Genomic DNA, 17,399 nt, shown 5'->3' on the forward strand with positions numbered 1-17,399 from the left:
CTGCGAGGAGAAGACGTTGAAGTCCAGGAAAGAGGTTGCTTCGGCGACCATGAAAGACGTTGCCCAGAAAGCCAAAGTATCCACGGCAACGGTGTCCCGCGCATTAATGAACCCGGATAAAGTCTCTCAGGCGACGCGCAATCGCGTCGAGCAGGCGGCGCTGGAAGTCGGCTATTTGCCGCAGGCCATGGGGCGTAATGTTAAGCGTAACGAATCGCGTACCATTCTGGTTATCGTGCCGGACATTTGCGATCCCTTCTTCAGCGAAATTATCCGTGGCATTGAAGTCACCGCCGCGGAGCAAGGCTATCTGGTGCTGATTGGCGACTGCGCCCACCAGAATCAGCAAGAAAAAACCTTTATTGACCTGATTATCACCAAGCAGATCGACGGCATGCTGCTGCTCGGCTCGCGCCTGCCGTTTGATGCCAGCATCGAAGAGCAGCGCAATCTGCCGCCGATGGTGATGGCGAACGAGTTCGCGCCCGAGCTGGAGCTGCCGACCGTCCACATCGATAACCTGACTGCCGCCTTCAACGCCGTGAACTATCTTCAGGAGCTGGGGCATAAGCGCATCGGCTGTATCGCCGGGCCGGAAGAGATGCCGCTGTGTCACTACCGTTTGCAGGGCTACGTTCAGGCGCTGCGCCGCGCCGGCGTGACGGTCGATCCGCATTATATTGCCCGGGGCGATTTCACCCTCGAAGCGGGTGGACTGGCGCTGGAAAAATTACTCGCGCAGCCTGAACCGCCGACCGCTGTGTTCTGTCACAGCGATGTGATGGCGCTGGGCGCGTTGTCCTATGCCAAACGTCGCGGTTTGCGGGTGCCACAAGACTTGTCGATTATCGGCTTCGATAACATTTCGCTCTCCGAGTTTTGCGACCCGCCGCTCTCGACGGTCGCCCAGCCGCGCTACGACATTGGCCGCGAAGCGATGCTGTTGCTGCTCGATCAGCTGCACGGTCAGGCGGTCAGCAGCGGCTCGCGTTTGCTCGATTGCGAACTGATCATTCGCGGCTCCACACAGGCGCTTACTTAAAGTAAACGCCTTTCAGACTCCCGTATCTGGTCAAAGGCCCGCCGCTTAAGTAACATGGCGGGCTGACGAACGAATAAATACAGCGAAACGATAGTGGCACAACGAGATTATGTACGTCGCGGCCAGCCGGCACCTTCGCGACGCAAAAAGAGCACCTCACGGAGCAAGCAGCGTAGTCTGCCTTCTGTCTCGCCAGCAATGGTCGCGATTGCTGCCGCCGTTCTGGTGGCCTTCATCGGGGGTCTGTACTTTATTACTCACCACAAGAAAGAAGATGCTGAAGCCCTTCAGGGCAGCAAAGTGGTGGGAAATGGTTTGCCGCCGAAACCTGAAGAGCGCTGGCGCTACATCAAAGAGCTGGAAAGCCGCCAGCCGGGCGTGCGTGCGCCCACCGAGCCTTCTGCCGGTGGTGAGGTGAAAAACGCCGATCAGCTCACCAACGAACAACGCCAGTTGCTGGCCCAGATGCAGGCCGATATGCGCCAGCAGCCGACGCAGCTGAACGAAGTGCCGTGGAACGAACAGACGCCGCAGCAGCGCCAGCAAACCCTGCAACGTCAGCGTCAGGTTCAACAGCAAGTGCAGCAGCAACAGCAGCAACAGCAGCAGCAGTGGACGCAAACGCAGCCAGTGCAGCAGCCTCGCACTCAGCCGCGCGTGACGGAACAGCCGTATCAGCAGCCGCAGCAGCAAACGCGCACGGCGCAGACCCAGCCGGTTCAACAGCCGCCGAAAGCGCAGGCGCAAAAACCTGCGACGTCGACTCAGCCGTATCAGGATCTGCTGCAAACGCCTGCCCATACCGCCGCGCAGCAGCCGAAAGCACAGCCTCAGCAGAGCGCGCCGGTGACGCAGGCCACCGAAGCACCGAAGCAAACGGCAGAGAAAAAAGACGAGCGCCGCTGGATGGTGCAGTGCGGTTCGTTTAAAGGCGCAGAGCAGGCCGAAACCGTCCGCGCCCAGCTCGCGTTCGAAGGATTTGATTCACGCATTACCACCAACAACGGCTGGAATCGCGTGGTGATTGGCCCGGTGAAAGGCAAAGATAACGCGGATGGCACCATCAGCCGTCTGAAGGTCGCTGGCCACACAAACTGCATTCGACTCGCCTCTGGGGGTTGAAACCCCCAAAATCCCCCCCATCTATCATTCTATTCAGCCCCGAGCACAGGCTCGGGGTATCTGTTCCCAATTTGTAACCAGGGGGTCTGCTCGTGACAACAATTGTAAGTGTACGCCGTAACGGCCATGTGGTAATCGCCGGCGACGGCCAGGCCACGCTGGGTAATACCGTCATGAAAGGCAACGTGAAGAAAGTTCGCCGTCTGTATAACGACAAAGTGATCGCCGGTTTTGCAGGCGGCACCGCAGACGCCTTCACGCTGTTTGAACTGTTTGAACGTAAGCTGGAAATGCATCAGGGCCATCTGGTCAAAGCTGCCGTTGAGCTGGCGAAAGACTGGCGTACCGACCGTATGCTGCGCAAACTGGAAGCGCTGCTGGCCGTCGCCGATGAAAACGCCTCTCTGATCATCACCGGGAACGGCGATGTCGTTCAGCCCGAAAACGATCTGATTGCTATCGGCTCCGGCGGTCCTTACGCCCAGGCCGCCGCGCGCGCTCTGCTGGAAAATACCGATCTGAGCGCCCGCGAAATTGCCGAGAAGGCGTTGGGTATTGCAGGTGATATCTGCATCTACACCAACCACTTCCATACCATCGAAGAATTGAACTCTAAAGCGTAAGGATCTCCCATGTCTGAAATGACCCCACGCGAAATTGTCAGCGAGCTGAACAAGCACATCATTGGCCAGGATAACGCCAAACGCTCCGTTGCCATTGCCCTGCGTAACCGCTGGCGCCGCATGCAGCTCGACGAAGAGCTGCGCCATGAAGTGACGCCAAAAAACATTCTGATGATCGGCCCGACCGGTGTCGGTAAAACCGAAATCGCCCGTCGTCTGGCGAAACTCGCCAACGCGCCGTTCATCAAAGTCGAAGCGACCAAGTTCACCGAAGTGGGCTATGTCGGTAAAGAAGTGGACTCTATCATCCGCGATCTGACCGACTCGGCGATTAAAATGGTCCGCGTTCAGGCGATTGAGAAAAACCGCTACCGCGCCGAAGAGATGGCGGAAGAGCGTATTCTCGACGCCCTGATCCCACCGGCGAAAAATAACTGGGGCCAGTCAGAGCAACCGGCTGAGCCATCCGCGGCGCGCCAGTCTTTCCGCAAGAAACTGCGTGAAGGTCAGCTGGACGACAAAGAGATTGAGATCGATCTCGCGGCGGCACCGATGGGCGTCGAAATCATGTCCCCTCCGGGTATGGAAGAGATGACCAGCCAGCTGCAGTCCATGTTCCAGAACCTGGGCGGCCAGAAGCAAAAACCGCGTAAGCTGAAAATCAAAGACGCGATGAAGTTGCTGATTGAAGAAGAAGCGGCGAAACTGGTGAACCCGGAAGAGCTGAAGCAGGACGCGATCGACGCAGTTGAGCAGCACGGCATCGTGTTTATCGACGAAATCGACAAGATCTGTAAACGCGGCGAATCCAACGGCCCGGACGTGTCTCGCGAAGGTGTACAGCGCGACCTGCTGCCGCTGGTAGAAGGCTGTACCGTGTCGACCAAACACGGCATGGTCAAAACTGACCATATCCTGTTTATCGCTTCCGGCGCATTCCAGGTGGCGAAGCCTTCCGATTTAATCCCGGAACTGCAGGGTCGTCTGCCGATTCGCGTTGAACTCCAGGCGCTGACCACCGAAGATTTCGAGCGCATCCTGACCGAGCCAAATGCCTCCATTACCGTGCAGTACAAAGCGCTGATGGCGACCGAAGGCGTGAACATCGAGTTTACTGAAGACGGTATCAAACGCATCGCTCAGGCCGCATGGCAGGTGAACGAAACCACCGAGAACATCGGTGCGCGTCGTCTGCACACGGTTCTGGAGCGTCTGGTGGAAGATATCTCTTACGAAGCCAGCGATCTGACCGGTCAGAGCATTACCATTGATGCAGGTTATGTGAGTAAACATCTGGATGCGTTAGTGGCAGATGAAGATCTAAGCCGTTTTATCCTATAATCGCGCTTAATGTAATTTCATCATCATTGATGGGGGCTACTGCCCCCATTTTTATTGGCTAAATACTATGACTGATATCAGCCGTACTCAGGCGTGGCTCGAAAGCCTGCGTCCTAAGACCTTACCTCTGGCGTTTGCCGCCATCGTTGTGGGCACCGCTCTGGCCTGGTGGCAGGGGCATTTCGATCCCCTGGTCGCAGTCCTGGCGCTGATCACCGCCGGTTTGCTGCAAATCCTCTCAAACCTCGCCAACGACTATGGCGATGCGGTGAAAGGCAGCGACAAACCTGACCGCATCGGGCCGCTGCGCGGGATGCAGAAAGGGGTGATTACCCAGGCGCAGATGAAGCGCGCGCTGATTATCACCGTGGTGCTGATCTGCCTGTCGGGGCTGTCGCTGGTGTCGGTCGCCTGTAAGACCACCGCGGATTTCATCGGCTTTATGGTGCTGGGGCTGCTGGCGATTATCGCGGCCATTACCTACACCGTCGGCACACGCCCGTACGGTTACATTGGCCTGGGTGATATCTCCGTGCTGGTGTTCTTCGGCTGGCTGAGCGTGATGGGAAGCTGGTATTTGCAGGCTCACACGCTGATCCCGGCCCTGTTCCTCCCGGCGACCGCCTGCGGTTTACTCGCGGCGGCGGTGCTGAACATCAACAACCTGCGCGATATCGACAGCGATCGTCTGAACGGCAAAAACACCCTGGCGGTACGCTTAGGCCCGGTAAATGCACGCCGCTATCACACCGGTCTGCTGATGGGCGCGCTGGTCTGCCTGGCGCTGTTTAACCTGATTTCCCTGCACAGCATCTGGGGCTGGTTGTTCGTTTTAGCCGCACCGCTGCTAGTCAAACAGGCGCGCTTCGTGATGCGTGAGAAGAGTCCCGCTGCGATGCCGCCGATGCTCGAACGCACGGTAAAAGGGGCGCTGCTGACTAACCTGTTATTTGTTATCGGAATTGTGCTGAGTCAGACGGTCGGTTAACTGACAAATATCAATTAACAATTGATGATTTTGCAAACAATGCGATTCGCGCGATATACTGAACACATTCGCAGCAACCAGACAGTAAACCTATGAAATACGATACTTCCGAGCTTTGTGACATCTACCAGGAAGATGTCAACGTCGTGGAACCGCTGTTCTCCAACTTTGGTGGACGGTCGTCGTTTGGCGGACAGATCATCACGGTAAAATGTTTCGAGGATAACGGGTTGCTGTATGAACTTCTCGAACAGAACGGCCGGGGTCGCATTCTGCTGGTCGATGGCGGGGGTTCAATGCGTCGCGCGTTAATCGACGCCGATCTTGCCCGTCTTGCCGTGCAAAACGAGTGGGAAGGTCTGGTGGTGTACGGTTCTGTGCGCCAGGTGGACGATCTGGAAGAGCTGGATATTGGCATCCAGGCCATCGCGGCCATTCCAGTGGGCGCGGCGGGTGACGGCATCGGCGAAAGCGACGTGCGCGTCAACTTCGGCGGCGTGACCTTCTTCTCCGGCGACCATCTCTACGCCGACAATACCGGCATTATCCTTTCCGAAGATCCGCTGGATATCGAGTAAAAAAAAGCCGGGTGGCGCTTGCGCTTACCCGGCCTACTTTTCTGTATAAGCTACGGAATTAAACCTCTTCCATACGCCCCAGCAGTGCCTGCAGACGATCCTGCCAGCCGTTCTGCTGCTCACGCAGCTGGCTGTTTTCGCGCTCTAACTCTTCGCGGCCGTGCTGAGCAGACTGCACTTCCTGCGACAGCGAATTATTCTTTTCTTTCAGCTCTTCGATTTCCATCTGCAGCAGCGTGATGGTGTCAATCGCCTGCTGTACTTTCGATTCCAGTTTCTCAAACACTTCTAATGACATGGTCATACCTCTCCTGAATTGCAAGGCGACGCTTTAACGAAAACGCGCACGACATATAGTTGTCGATTGTATGGAGCGCCGCCGTCCCTGTCCAGCAGCACGCCGCGCAGATTGCGGTTTGCAACACTTTTCGGCCTGGTCCTGGTGCGTTCGCCGCATATACCCCTAAATTGTTAATACTTTAGTTAATGAAATGATTCAGCTCTCATTTTCAGAATGATGCAAAAATGCGCTTTATGGCGCGATAACGCTCATTTTATTGACGCAGCACACACATTTTGATTTCGATATTTCTCGTTTTTGCTCGTTAACGATAAATTAACACCATGTCTACAGGACATCGTGGCTGTCCGCTGTCGCTGCGCTAACAATAACATTCATCTTTCTTCAGGATTCCGATTATGAGTCAGACATCAACCTTAAAAGGCCAGTGCATCGCCGAGTTCCTTGGTACCGGGTTGTTGATTTTCTTCGGGGTAGGCTGTGTCGCAGCACTGAAAGTGGCGGGCGCCACCTTCGGTCAGTGGGAAATCAGCATTATCTGGGGTCTGGGCGTGGCGATGGCCATCTACCTGACCGCAGGGGTTTCCGGTGCACATCTCAACCCGGCGGTGACCATCGCGCTGTGGCTGTTCGCATGCTTTGACAAACGCAAAGTCGTACCCTACATCATTTCGCAATTTGCCGGCGCCTTTTGCGCAGCGGCATTAGTTTACGGGCTTTATTACAATCTTTTCATCGACTTCGAACAGACGCATCATATGGTGCGCGGCAGCGTCGAAAGTCTTGATCTGGCGGGTATCTTCTCCACTTATCCGAACCCACATATCAATTTTGTGCAGGCGTTCGCGGTTGAGATGGTGATTACCGCTATTCTGATGGGCGTCATTATGGCGCTGGGCGATGACGGCAACGGCATTCCGCGTGGCCCGCTGGCACCGCTGCTGATCGGCCTGCTGATTGCGGTGATCGGCGCATCTATGGGGCCGCTGACCGGCTTTGCGATGAACCCGGCGCGTGACCTTGGACCGAAAACCTTCGCCTTCTTTGCAGGCTGGGGCGACGTGGCCTTCACCGGCGCGAAAGATATTCCTTACTTCCTGGTGCCGCTGTTCGGCCCGATTGTAGGGGCTGCGCTGGGTGCCTTCGGCTATCGTAAATTAATTGGTCGCCACTTACCGTGCGACACCTGTGTGGAAGAAGAGAAGGAAACGACCTCTGCCACACAACAAAATGCTTCGCTGTAATCTGACTACGGGACACATACTATGACCGACAAAAAATATATCGTTGCGCTCGACCAGGGCACTACCAGCTCCCGCGCTGTCGTAATGGATCATGACGCGAATATCGTCAGCGTGTCACAGCGCGAATTCGAACAAATTTACCCTAAGCCAGGCTGGGTTGAGCACGACCCGATGGAGATCTGGGCGACCCAGAGCTCCACGCTGGTCGAAGTGCTGGCGAAAGCCGACATCAGCTCCGACGAAATTGCCGCGATCGGTATCACCAACCAGCGTGAAACGGCGATTGTCTGGGAACGCGAAACCGGTAAGCCAATTTATAACGCCATCGTCTGGCAGTGTCGCCGTACCGCGGATATCTGCGAGAAGCTCAAGCGCGACGGCATGGAAGAGTACATCCGCAGCGCCACCGGCCTGGTGGTTGACCCGTACTTCTCCGGCACCAAAGTGAAGTGGATTCTGGACCACGTAGAAGGCTCCCGTGAGCGTGCGAAACGCGGCGAACTGCTGTTCGGTACCGTCGATACCTGGCTTATCTGGAAGATGACGCAGGGGCGCGTACACGTGACGGATTACACCAACGCCTCACGTACCATGATGTTCAACATCAACACCCTCGAGTGGGATGACAAGATGCTGGACGCGCTGGATATTCCACGCGCCATGCTGCCGGAAGTGCGCAAGTCTTCCGAAGTCTACGGTCAGACCAACATCGGCGGGAAAGGCGGCACGCGTATTCCGATCTCCGGCATCGCCGGTGACCAGCAGGCGGCCCTGTTTGGCCAGCTGTGCGTGAAAGAAGGGATGGCGAAAAACACCTACGGCACCGGCTGCTTTATGCTGATGAACACCGGCGAGAAAGCGGTGAAATCAGAAAACGGCCTGCTGACCACCATCGCCTGCGGTCCGAAAGGTGAAGTGAACTACGCCCTGGAAGGCGCGGTATTCATGGCGGGAGCGTCCATTCAGTGGCTGCGCGACGAAATGAAACTGATCAGCGACGCGTTCGATTCCGAGTATTTCGCAACCAAAGTGAAAGACACCAACGGCGTGTACGTGGTGCCAGCATTCACCGGCCTGGGTGCGCCATACTGGGACCCGTATGCCCGTGGCGCCATCTTCGGTCTGACGCGTGGGGTGAACTCCAACCACATCATTCGCGCCACGCTCGAATCCATCGCCTACCAGACGCGCGACGTGCTGGAAGCGATGCAGGCTGACTCCGGCATTCGTCTGCACGCCCTGCGCGTGGACGGCGGTGCGGTGGCGAACAACTTCCTGATGCAGTTCCAGTCCGACATTCTGGGCACCCGCGTGGAGCGTCCGGAAGTGCGTGAAGTGACGGCGCTGGGCGCGGCATACCTGGCCGGTCTGGCGGTGGGCTTCTGGCAGAACCTGGACGAGCTGCAGGAGAAAGCGGTTATCGAACGCGAATTCCGCCCAGGCATCGAAACCACCGAGCGTAACGTTCGCTACAGCGGCTGGAAAAAAGCGGTGAAACGCGCGCTGGCGTGGGAAGATCACGACGAGTAATTCGACCATTCCCCTCACCCTAACCCTCTCCCAAAGGGAGAGGGAACTCGCCGGTTTTCTCCCTCTCCCCGTGGGAGAGGGCCGGGGTGAGGGCATCAAACCGCACCCTCGACCACTCTGTGATAAACTTCGTGCAATTCCTTTTGACTGCACGAGTATCTGATGAGACGTGAACTTGCTATCGAATTCTCCCGCGTAACCGAAGCCGCCGCCCTGGCGGGCTATAAATGGTTAGGTCGCGGCGATAAAAATATCGCTGACGGTGCTGCCGTCCACGCGATGCGCATTATGCTCAACCAGGTCAACATTGACGGTACCATCGTCATCGGCGAAGGCGAGATCGACGAAGCGCCAATGCTTTTCATCGGTGAAAAAGTCGGGACCGGCAACGGCGACGCGGTGGATATCGCCGTTGACCCGATCGAAGGCACCCGCATGACCGCCATGGGTCAGGCCAACGCGCTGGCGGTACTGGCCGTCGGCGACAAGGGTTGCTTCCTCAACGCCCCTGACATGTACATGGAAAAGCTGATTGTCGGGCCGGGCGCAAAAGGATCTATCGATCTTAACCTGCCGCTGGAAGAGAACCTGCGCAATGTCGCTGCCGCGCTGGGTAAACCGCTCGGCGAACTCACCGTCACCATTCTGGCAAAACCGCGCCACGACGCGACCATCGCGCAGATGCAGCAGCTGGGCGTGCGGGTGTTTGCCATTCCTGACGGCGACGTCGCGGCGTCGATTCTGACCTGTATGCCAGACAGCGAAGTCGATGTGCTGTATGGCATCGGCGGCGCACCGGAAGGCGTGGTGTCTGCTGCTGTCATTCGCGCGCTGGACGGCGATATGCAGGGCCGCCTGCTGGCGCGTCATGACGTCAAAGGCGACAGCGAAGAGAACCGTCGCATCGGTGAAGACGAGCTGGCACGCTGCAAAGCGATGGGCATCGAGGCCAACAAAGTGCTGCGTCTCGACGAGATGGCGCGCAGCGATAACGTCATCTTCTCGGCCACCGGCATCACCAAAGGCGATCTGCTGGACGGCATCACCCGCAAGGGCAATATGGCGACCACCGAAACCCTACTGATTCGCGGCAAATCCCGCACAATCCGCCGCATTCAGTCGATTCACTATCTCGATCGCAAAGACCCGAACGTACAGACGCACATTCTGTAAGGCAATTTGTTCGAATGAGCTTTCCAGCCGCTGCAGGCTGGAAATCTCCCTCGCAAGAATGGAAGATAGCGTAAGAAAACAGCTCAGGAGAATGTTATGGCGGAGTGGGTAACAGGAAAAGTCACTAAGGTAGAGTTCTGGACCGATGCACTATTTAGCCTCACCGTGCATGCCCCCATTCACCCTTTTACCGCCGGGCAATTCGCCAAGCTGGGGCTGGAGATTGACGGCGAGCGCGTGCAGCGCGCTTACTCTTACGTCAATGCGCCCGATAATCCGGATCTGGAGTTTTATCTGGTCACCGTGCCAGACGGTAAATTAAGTCCGCGTCTGGCGGCGTTGAAACCGGGCGACGAGGTTCAGATCGTCAGCGAAGCGGCGGGTTTCTTCGTGCTGGAGGAGATTCCGGACTGCGACACCCTATGGATGCTGGCGACCGGCACCGCCATCGGGCCGTATCTGTCGATTTTACAGTACGGCAAGGATCTGGAGCGTTTCAACAATATCGTGCTGGTTCACGCCGCGCGTTATGCCGTCGACCTGAGCTATCTCCCGCTGATGCAGGAACTGGAAAAGCGTTACGAAGGGAAGCTGAAAATCCAGACCGTGGTCAGCCGCGAAACAGCGGAAGGCTCGCTGACCGGGCGCGTTCCGGCGCTGATTGAGAGCGGAGAGCTTGAAGCAGCCGTTGGGCTGACGATGACCACCGAAAACAGCCACGTGATGCTGTGCGGTAACCCGCAGATGGTGCGCGATACCCAGCAGTTGCTGAAAGATTCCCGGCAGATGACCAAACACTTGCGTCGTCGACCGGGCCATATGACCGCTGAACACTACTGGTGATCAGAGGTACTTCACGTCCAGGGTGTCTTTCCCGTATTTATTTTCGCCCTGGGTGCCAACAAACGCGCCCAGGTCGATCACGGTCATCACAAAAATGACGGTCGGGATCAGTTTGCCCACTACCCACGGCAGAATGGACGGCAACATCGACCAGTTTCCTGCGACCAGCATCCACGCCAGAATGATCAGCAGCGCCCACAGGCCAGAGCGTCCGCGATCGTGCAGACGTTTAACCATCACCGACGCCGTTGGCCAGAACAGACACACCAGCGCAAACGCCGCCGTTTGGGTGCCCAGCCAGTTGCTGTAGGCCAGGCCGAAAAGCACCAGCATCGCGACAATCCACGTACCAATCCAGATCCAAAAATCACGGCGTCCAATACGCCCTTTGAATGAAAACAACCACTGCTGTATGGTCATGTCAGGTTCCTTATTATCGTATGGCGCGTAGTTTACCCTGGAGTGGTGACTTTTTGACAAGCAGACCAGATATCGTTTTAATCATGAACAGTAACGTACAGGGACAATCTTCATGAAAAGTTGGGCTTACTCTTTTTGGCTGTGTTGCACCCTGCTGAGCGCCAGCTTTTCCATTTTCGCCGCCGACGCGCCGGCGACTGCGCCCTATCTTCTGCAGGGCGCGCCGTCGTTTGATCAGTCGATCAGTGAGTTTCGCGAAGCCTTCAACAAAGAGAACCCGAAGCTGCCGCTGGGCGAATTCCGCGCCATCGACAGCGCCCGCGATACCCCTACCCTGACCCGCGCCGCCAGCAAAATTAACGAAAATCTCTACGCCTCCACGGCGCTGGAGCGCGGCACGCTGAAGATCAAAAGCATGCAAATCACCTGGCTGCCGATTCAGGGCCCGGAGCAAAAAGCCGCGAAAGCCAAAGCGCTGGAGTACATGAGCGCCATTTTACGCGCCTTTACCCCGATTCTGACCAAAGCCCAGAGCCAGCAAAAGCTGCAAAAATTGCTGACCAGCGGCAAAAACAAACGCTACTACGCGGAAACGGAAGGCGCGATCCGCTATGTTGTCGCAGATAACGGTGAAAAGGGACTGACCTTCGCTGTTGAACCGATTAAGCTGGCACTATCTGACGCACTCGGAGGGGCGAATTAATGACAAAAAGCAAAGCCTTTCGAGGGAAAATCTCTATACTGATTCACAGACCATGCTGCTCTCACGGGCGGCCATAATCCTTAATTCGCTTATTGAGCGTGGAGAATTGAAATGCGACATCCTTTAGTGATGGGTAACTGGAAACTGAACGGCAGCCGCCACATGGTAAACGAGCTGATTGCCAACCTGCGTAAAGAGCTGGCTGGCGTGACCGGCTGTGCGGTAGCGATCGCTCCACCAGACATCTATCTGGATCTGGCTAAACACGCCGCTGACGGCAGCCACATCGTGCTGGGCGCGCAGAATGTGGACGTTAACCTGTCTGGCGCATTCACCGGTGAAACCTCTGCAGAAATGCTGAAAGATATCGGCGCACAGTACATCATCATCGGTCACTCTGAGCGTCGTACTTACCACAAAGAATCCGACGAGTTCATCGCGAAGAAATTCGCTGTGCTGAAAGAACAGGGTCTGACTCCGGTTCTGTGCATCGGTGAAACCGAAGCAGAAAACGAAGCGGGCAAAACCGAAGAAGTGTGCGCACGTCAGATCGACGCAGTACTGAAAACTCAGGGCGCAGCAGCGTTCGAAGGCGTGGTTATCGCTTACGAGCCAGTTTGGGCGATCGGTACTGGCAAATCTGCGACTCCAGCGCAGGCACAGGCTGTTCACAAATTTATCCGTGACCACATTGCTAAAGCCGACGCGAAAGTGGCTGAGCAAGTGATCATCCAGTACGGCGGTTCTGTAAACGCGTCTAACGCAGCAGAGCTGTTCACCCAGCCGGACATCGACGGCGCGCTGGTTGGCGGCGCATCCCTGAAAGCGGACGCTTTCGCGGTGATCGTTAAAGCAGCAGAAGCGGCTAAACAGGCTTAATTGCCGATGTGGCGGGTGAGCCCCGCCCATGAGTCGTAGGCCCGGTAAGGCGAAGCCGCCACCGGGCTTTTTTACAGCCGTCCCAACAGGCTAAACCACAGATAATCCAGCGGCAGCAGCACCAGATAGGTCGCGACCGCCAGCGCCAGACACAGCAACATCCCCGCTCTCGCAGGCACTTTCCCGAGCCCCATCGCCACCACAATCGGCGACGCCTGATACGGCAGCAGCGGCGTGGAATATCCCAGCACCTGAATCATAATCACCGACAGCAGCGGAAAACCGGTCGCATCCGAGAAACTTTGCGCCAGGGTGGTGTACAGCGCGGGCACGCCGTTGGCGGTCATAATGAAATTGAGCGCCGTAGTAATGCCGGTCAGGGCGAGGAAACTGGTGAAGGGTTTATCCGCATCGAGCGGCATGAGGTGCAGCAGCGCCTCACCAACGGCACTGCCGATACCCGTTTGCGTCACGGTGATCGCCAGCCCCAGAATCCCCGCCACGTAGATGCAGGTGCGCATATTCACCCCCGCCGAAAACTCTTCGCCGGTAATGAAGCCAATGCGCGGGAGCATCACAATCACCGACGCCGCCAGCCCCGTCCAGGCCGGGCCTACGCCGTGCCAGCTCTCCGTCACCCACATCACCAGCACCACCGCCAGCAGCCACGCCAGACGCTTCTCATCGCGCCCCATCGGCTCGGCGGGGGCGAGATCCCGCGCGGGTTTTGGCGCGCCTGGGAACAGCCAGCAGATCAGGCCGATCAGAATCAGCCCTTTGAGAATGCCGAGCACCGGCGTGTGCAGCAGCAGATAAGGCACGTAGTTCAGGTGGATACCGTATGAGCCTTCCGCCGCGCCGCTCATCACGAGGTTCGGGACGTTAGCGGGCAGGATGGTCGCCGAAAGTTGAAAAGTGCCGAACCCGACGGCCAGCGCCAGGCCATACCACGCCCGCGAGCTGTCCGCGATGCTGGCCCGTTTCGCCATCGCCGCCACAATCGGCATCAACAGCGCGATGCGGCCCATATTCGACGGCATCACGAACGCGAGGGCATAACTCAGCAACACCACGCTCGCCACCATCAGCGGCCACGAATCGGTAAGCTTCGCCGAGAGCGCCCGCGCGGCCCTGTCCGCCAGGCCAGTTTTGCGGATCGCCACGCCGAGCACGAATCCGCTGAACACCAGCCAAAACGCCGACGAGGCAAAGCCGCCAAAAATCACATCCGGTGGCGCGATTTTGGCGGTCATCGCCGCCGTGAAGAACAGCAGCGCGGTGATAAATTCCGGCAGGAGCGAGGTCGCCCACAGCACGATGGTGACGCCAACGATAACCGAGGGCAGGAACAGAGGGTGGGTAAACCAGAGCGACATACCTGTCTCCTGTAGATTTTTTCAGCAAGTCTACGGGGACAGGCAGCGCGAGTAAACGCGATTTATGGTGGGGTTACTGGAGGATACGGCATTGATGATCCTGCAATTCCTCAGCGGACGCGCGGTTAAGCAGCAGCAGATTGCGCTCCGTCGCCAGCAGCACAAAGGAGCCGTCGGACTGCTGGGCCATCGCCAGCGCAAAGCGGCCCATGTGCTCGCGCGCTTCCGGCAGTTCATCGGCCAGCATCATAAACGGACTGCGCTGCACCAGCTCATTTTCCGTCACCCGTCGCGCCAGATATTCATGCCCTTCCAGTCCGCCGGGGAATGGCAGCCACTGGGTGCTGATCTGCCCCTGATTCGCATCCAACTTTTCGCGCACGTCGGCGCGCAGGCAGGAGATATGGATATGGAAGTGATTTTGCGTGCGTCCGGTCGGGGAGTTGATGGTCAGGGAGACCGCACTGTCAGGCACATCTGCCCCGCGTTTCATGCTCATAAAATTGCGCGACTGCCACGCCAGCCAGAAGAAGTTAGGCGTTTGCGGCTCGGTCAGCAGCGGGCTTTCGGTGCCGTTGATGCGGTACGTCGGCATCAGGAGATACTGCAGCGGGCCGTTACGGTCTTTAAACACCACGTAACCGGCGTCCGGTTTAACCTGCGCGCACGGCGCGGGCTGACGGTTGTTCAGCTGATTCGGCACACACTGGTCGAGAACGATGTGGCGTAACGCGTCGGGATTGCCGGTCTTCATCCACAGCCAGCCGCCAGCGGCGAGGACAACGACAGCCACAATGAGGGCAATGATCTTCTTCATAACGCGTTCCCTGTTTTCGTAAGAGGCGAAAGAGTAACGCAAAATCATGACAAATAAAAAAGCCCGGCGGATTTCTCGCGCCGGGCCACCGTGTCATGCGTTGATTAGCGTTTGCTGATCTGGTCGAAGGTACCGCCGTTAGAGAAGTGCTCTTTCTGTGCTTTCGCCCAGCCGCCAAACTCCTCGTCGATGGTGTATAGCTTCAGTTTCGGGAACTCGCTGTCATATTTCTTCGCCACCGCCGCATCGCGTGGACGGTAGAAGTTCTTCGCGGCGATCTCCTGGCCTTCTGGCGAGTAGAGATACTTCAGGTAGGCTTCTGCCACCGCTTTGGTGTCTTTTTTCTCGACCACTTTGTCGACGATGGAAACGGTCGGTTCAGCCAGAATCGATTCGCTTGGCGTCACGATTTCAAACTTGTCTTTGCCGAGTTCGTTGGTCGCCAGCAGCGCTTCGTTTTCCCACGCAATCAGCACGTCGCCGATACCGCGTTCAACGAAGGTATTGGTCGAGCCGCGCGCGCCGGAGTCCAGTACTTCAACGTTTTTGAACAGGGATTTGACGAAATCCTGGGCTTTGGCCTGGTCACCGTTGTTGTGATGCAAAGCGTAGCCCCACGCCGCCAGATAGTTCCAGCGTGCGCCGCCGGAGCTTTTCGGGTTCGGGGTGATGACCGACACGCCTGGTTTAATCAGGTCGCTCCAGTCATGAATCTGTTTTGGGTTGCCTTTACGCACCAGGAAGACGATGGTCGAGGTGTACGGCGCAGAGTTGTCCGGCAGGCGTTTGATCCAGTTTTTATCAATACGACCACGTTCCGCAATGGCGTCAACGTCATAGGCCAGCGCCAGCGTGACCACATCGGCTTCAATGCCGTTGATGACGGAGGTCGCCTGTTTGCCTGAGCCGCCGTGCGACTGGCGAATCACCACGTTATCGCCGGTTTCTTGTTTGTAGTGGGCCGCAAAGGCTTTGTTGTATTGATCGTAAAGCTCACGCGTCGGATCGTACGACACGTTCAGTAGCTGGATATCCTTCGCCAGAACGCTGCTTGATGCCAGCAATAACGTTAACCCCACGCCCCATTTATTCATCTTCCAACTCTCATTGTGTTGTGTTTGATGAATGCAGCGTGCCAGAAAGCGAACCAATGATTAAAGAATAAAAAAAGATTGACTATAACGGAGTGGAATAAAAAATAATCGGTGGGCGTAAAAATGCCGGGTGGCGGCTTCGCCTTACCCGGCCTACAAATGCATAAACCGTAGGCCCGGTAAGCGAAGCGCCACCGGGCATCAAGCTGCGATTAATACAGCTTTTTCGCGCAGTCCAGCCAGTCACCTTTGAACGGACGCTTCATGTTTTCAATCGCGTCGATGATGTCATGGTGAACCAGTTTTTCGTTCTGAATACCGACGCAACGACCGCCGTGGCCCTGCAGCAGCAGATCGATCGCATACGCGCCCATACGGGAAGCCAGGATACGGTCGTAAGGACCCGGTGAGCCGCCGCGCTGGATGTGACCCAGAACCGTGGCGCGGGTTTCGCGTTTGGTTTCGGTCTCGATGTATTTCGCCAGCTCATCAACGTCACAGATGTGCTCGGTAATCGCCACGATGGCGTGTTTCTTACCTTTCGCGATGCCCGCTTTGATTTCGTTAACCAGATCTTCGCGGCTGAATTCCACTTCTGGTACCACGATGAACTCACAGCCGCCCGCGATAGCTGCCGCCAAGGTCAGGTCGCCACAGTAACGGCCCATCACTTCAACGATGGAGATACGCTGGTGAGATGAAGAGGTGTCACGCAGACGGTCAATCGCTTCAACAACGGTACCCAGCGCGGTGAAGAAGCCGATGGTGTAGTCAGTGCCTTTGATGTCGTTGTCGATGGTGCCCGGCAGACCGATGCATGGGAAGCCCATTTCAGTCAGACGTTTTGCACCCATATAAGAGCCGTCACCGCCGATAACTACCAGCGCGTCGAGGCCGCGTTTCTTCATGTTTTCGATAGCCACTTCGCGGATGTGCTCTTCGCGGAATTCCGGGAAGCGCGCAGAACCGAGGAAGGTACCGCCACGGTTAATCATGTCAGATACGCTGTAGCGATCCAGTTGCACCATGCGGTCTTCATACAGACCCAGGTAACCGTCATACACGCCAAAAATTTCCAGACCTTCTGTGAGCGCTGCACGCACAACTCCACGAATGGCAGCGTTCATGCCTGGCGCATCACCGCCGCTTGTCAACACACCGATTTTCTTAATCATGACTACCTCTGAACTTAGGAATGCAAAAATGAAATCTGTTGCCGGAAGACGTCTATTCGACCAACCAATACTGCAAATAGTATATCAATCACTTCCAGCTGAATTGATTCAGGTCAGACCCAATGGCGGTAATTTATCCACAAAATGCTG

Annotated in this window: 18 protein-coding genes; 12 read left to right on the top strand and 6 right to left on the bottom strand. The window is 56.8% G+C overall.

All coding sequences use genetic code 11. The features are described from left to right. Nucleotides 1-16: 16 nt before the first annotated feature. The 6 genes from cytR to rraA all read left to right on the top strand — a co-directional run bounded on the left by cytR (nucleotide 17) and on the right by rraA (nucleotide 5,694). Nucleotides 17-1,042 (top strand): DNA-binding transcriptional regulator CytR, encoded by a 1,026-nt coding sequence (cytR, locus tag AC3WS9_RS21860; protein ID WP_282492143.1) that lies wholly within the window; start codon nucleotides 17-19, stop codon nucleotides 1,040-1,042. A 93-nt stretch (nucleotides 1,043-1,135) separates the two neighbouring features. Further along, on the top strand, nucleotides 1,136-2,164 hold the full coding sequence (gene ftsN, locus AC3WS9_RS21865; protein WP_492490248.1) for a cell division protein FtsN: 1,029 nt from the start codon (nucleotides 1,136-1,138) through the stop codon (nucleotides 2,162-2,164). A gap of 92 nt (nucleotides 2,165-2,256) precedes the next feature. Beyond that, nucleotides 2,257-2,787: an ATP-dependent protease subunit HslV gene (gene hslV, locus AC3WS9_RS21870; RefSeq protein WP_282492145.1), complete on the top strand. Its 531-nt coding sequence runs from the start codon at nucleotides 2,257-2,259 to the stop codon at nucleotides 2,785-2,787. Between the two features lie 9 nt (nucleotides 2,788-2,796). Further along, nucleotides 2,797-4,128 carry an ATP-dependent protease ATPase subunit HslU gene (gene hslU, locus AC3WS9_RS21875; protein ID WP_492490249.1) on the top strand — a complete coding sequence of 444 codons (1,332 nt, stop codon included), beginning with the start codon at nucleotides 2,797-2,799 and terminating at the stop codon, nucleotides 4,126-4,128. A 67-nt stretch (nucleotides 4,129-4,195) separates the two neighbouring features. Then, nucleotides 4,196-5,116 (top strand): 1,4-dihydroxy-2-naphthoate polyprenyltransferase, encoded by a 921-nt coding sequence (menA, locus tag AC3WS9_RS21880; RefSeq protein ID WP_285154625.1) that lies wholly within the window; start codon nucleotides 4,196-4,198, stop codon nucleotides 5,114-5,116. Between the two features lie 92 nt (nucleotides 5,117-5,208). Further along, nucleotides 5,209-5,694, top strand: coding sequence for a ribonuclease E activity regulator RraA (rraA, locus tag AC3WS9_RS21885; RefSeq protein WP_095283960.1), 486 nt, complete (start codon nucleotides 5,209-5,211; stop codon nucleotides 5,692-5,694). Nucleotides 5,695-5,752: 58 nt separating this feature from the next. Here rraA and zapB read toward each other — a convergent pair whose 3' ends face one another. After that, entirely contained in the window at nucleotides 5,753-5,998 is a 246-nt protein-coding gene (gene zapB / locus AC3WS9_RS21890) for a septal ring assembly protein ZapB (RefSeq protein ID WP_282492148.1), read from the bottom strand. 395 nt (nucleotides 5,999-6,393) lie between these two features. On the opposite strand from zapB, the gene AC3WS9_RS21895 reads away from it, so the two are divergent. The 4 genes from AC3WS9_RS21895 (at nucleotide 6,394) to fpr (ending at nucleotide 10,785) form a co-directional block, all read left to right on the top strand. Then, nucleotides 6,394-7,239, top strand: a complete 846-nt coding sequence (locus AC3WS9_RS21895) for an MIP/aquaporin family protein (RefSeq protein ID WP_282492149.1) — start codon at nucleotides 6,394-6,396, stop codon at nucleotides 7,237-7,239. A gap of 21 nt (nucleotides 7,240-7,260) precedes the next feature. Then, on the top strand, nucleotides 7,261-8,769 hold the full coding sequence (gene glpK / locus AC3WS9_RS21900) for a glycerol kinase GlpK (protein ID WP_095283965.1): 1,509 nt from the start codon (nucleotides 7,261-7,263) through the stop codon (nucleotides 8,767-8,769). 162 nt (nucleotides 8,770-8,931) lie between these two features. Next, a complete protein-coding gene (gene glpX, locus AC3WS9_RS21905) occupies nucleotides 8,932-9,942 on the top strand; it encodes a class II fructose-bisphosphatase (RefSeq protein ID WP_282492150.1) in 1,011 nt (336 codons plus the stop codon). Between the two features lie 96 nt (nucleotides 9,943-10,038). After that, nucleotides 10,039-10,785: a ferredoxin--NADP(+) reductase gene (gene fpr, locus AC3WS9_RS21910; RefSeq protein WP_492490250.1), complete on the top strand. Its 747-nt coding sequence runs from the start codon at nucleotides 10,039-10,041 to the stop codon at nucleotides 10,783-10,785. On the opposite strand, the gene AC3WS9_RS21915 is transcribed toward fpr, so the two are convergent. Next, a complete protein-coding gene (locus tag AC3WS9_RS21915) occupies nucleotides 10,786-11,205 on the bottom strand; it encodes a DUF805 domain-containing protein (RefSeq protein WP_492490251.1) in 420 nt (139 codons plus the stop codon). 112 nt (nucleotides 11,206-11,317) lie between these two features. On the opposite strand from AC3WS9_RS21915, the gene AC3WS9_RS21920 reads away from it, so the two are divergent. Next, on the top strand, nucleotides 11,318-11,908 hold the full coding sequence (locus AC3WS9_RS21920; RefSeq protein WP_282492152.1) for a DUF1454 family protein: 591 nt from the start codon (nucleotides 11,318-11,320) through the stop codon (nucleotides 11,906-11,908). A gap of 111 nt (nucleotides 11,909-12,019) precedes the next feature. Further along, complete coding sequence (gene tpiA / locus AC3WS9_RS21925) at nucleotides 12,020-12,787, top strand: triose-phosphate isomerase (RefSeq protein WP_100778367.1); 768 nt, start codon at nucleotides 12,020-12,022, stop codon at nucleotides 12,785-12,787. Between the two features lie 71 nt (nucleotides 12,788-12,858). Here the strand turns inward: tpiA and AC3WS9_RS21930 are convergent, their stop codons facing one another. From AC3WS9_RS21930 to pfkA, 4 genes are all read right to left on the bottom strand, one after another. After that, on the bottom strand, nucleotides 12,859-14,163 hold the full coding sequence (locus tag AC3WS9_RS21930) for an SLC13 family permease (protein WP_492490252.1): 1,305 nt from the start codon (nucleotides 14,161-14,163) through the stop codon (nucleotides 12,859-12,861). 73 nt (nucleotides 14,164-14,236) lie between these two features. After that, nucleotides 14,237-14,980: a CDP-diacylglycerol diphosphatase gene (locus AC3WS9_RS21935; RefSeq protein ID WP_282492155.1), complete on the bottom strand. Its 744-nt coding sequence runs from the start codon at nucleotides 14,978-14,980 to the stop codon at nucleotides 14,237-14,239. A gap of 104 nt (nucleotides 14,981-15,084) precedes the next feature. After that, nucleotides 15,085-16,074 carry a sulfate ABC transporter substrate-binding protein gene (locus AC3WS9_RS21940; protein ID WP_492490253.1) on the bottom strand — a complete coding sequence of 330 codons (990 nt, stop codon included), beginning with the start codon at nucleotides 16,072-16,074 and terminating at the stop codon, nucleotides 15,085-15,087. Nucleotides 16,075-16,286: 212 nt separating this feature from the next. Further along, on the bottom strand, nucleotides 16,287-17,249 hold the full coding sequence (pfkA, locus tag AC3WS9_RS21945; RefSeq protein ID WP_100778363.1) for a 6-phosphofructokinase: 963 nt from the start codon (nucleotides 17,247-17,249) through the stop codon (nucleotides 16,287-16,289). Between the last annotated feature and the right edge of the window lie 150 nt (nucleotides 17,250-17,399).

Source organism: Lelliottia sp. EB106-05-01-XG201 (assembly GCF_058791735.1).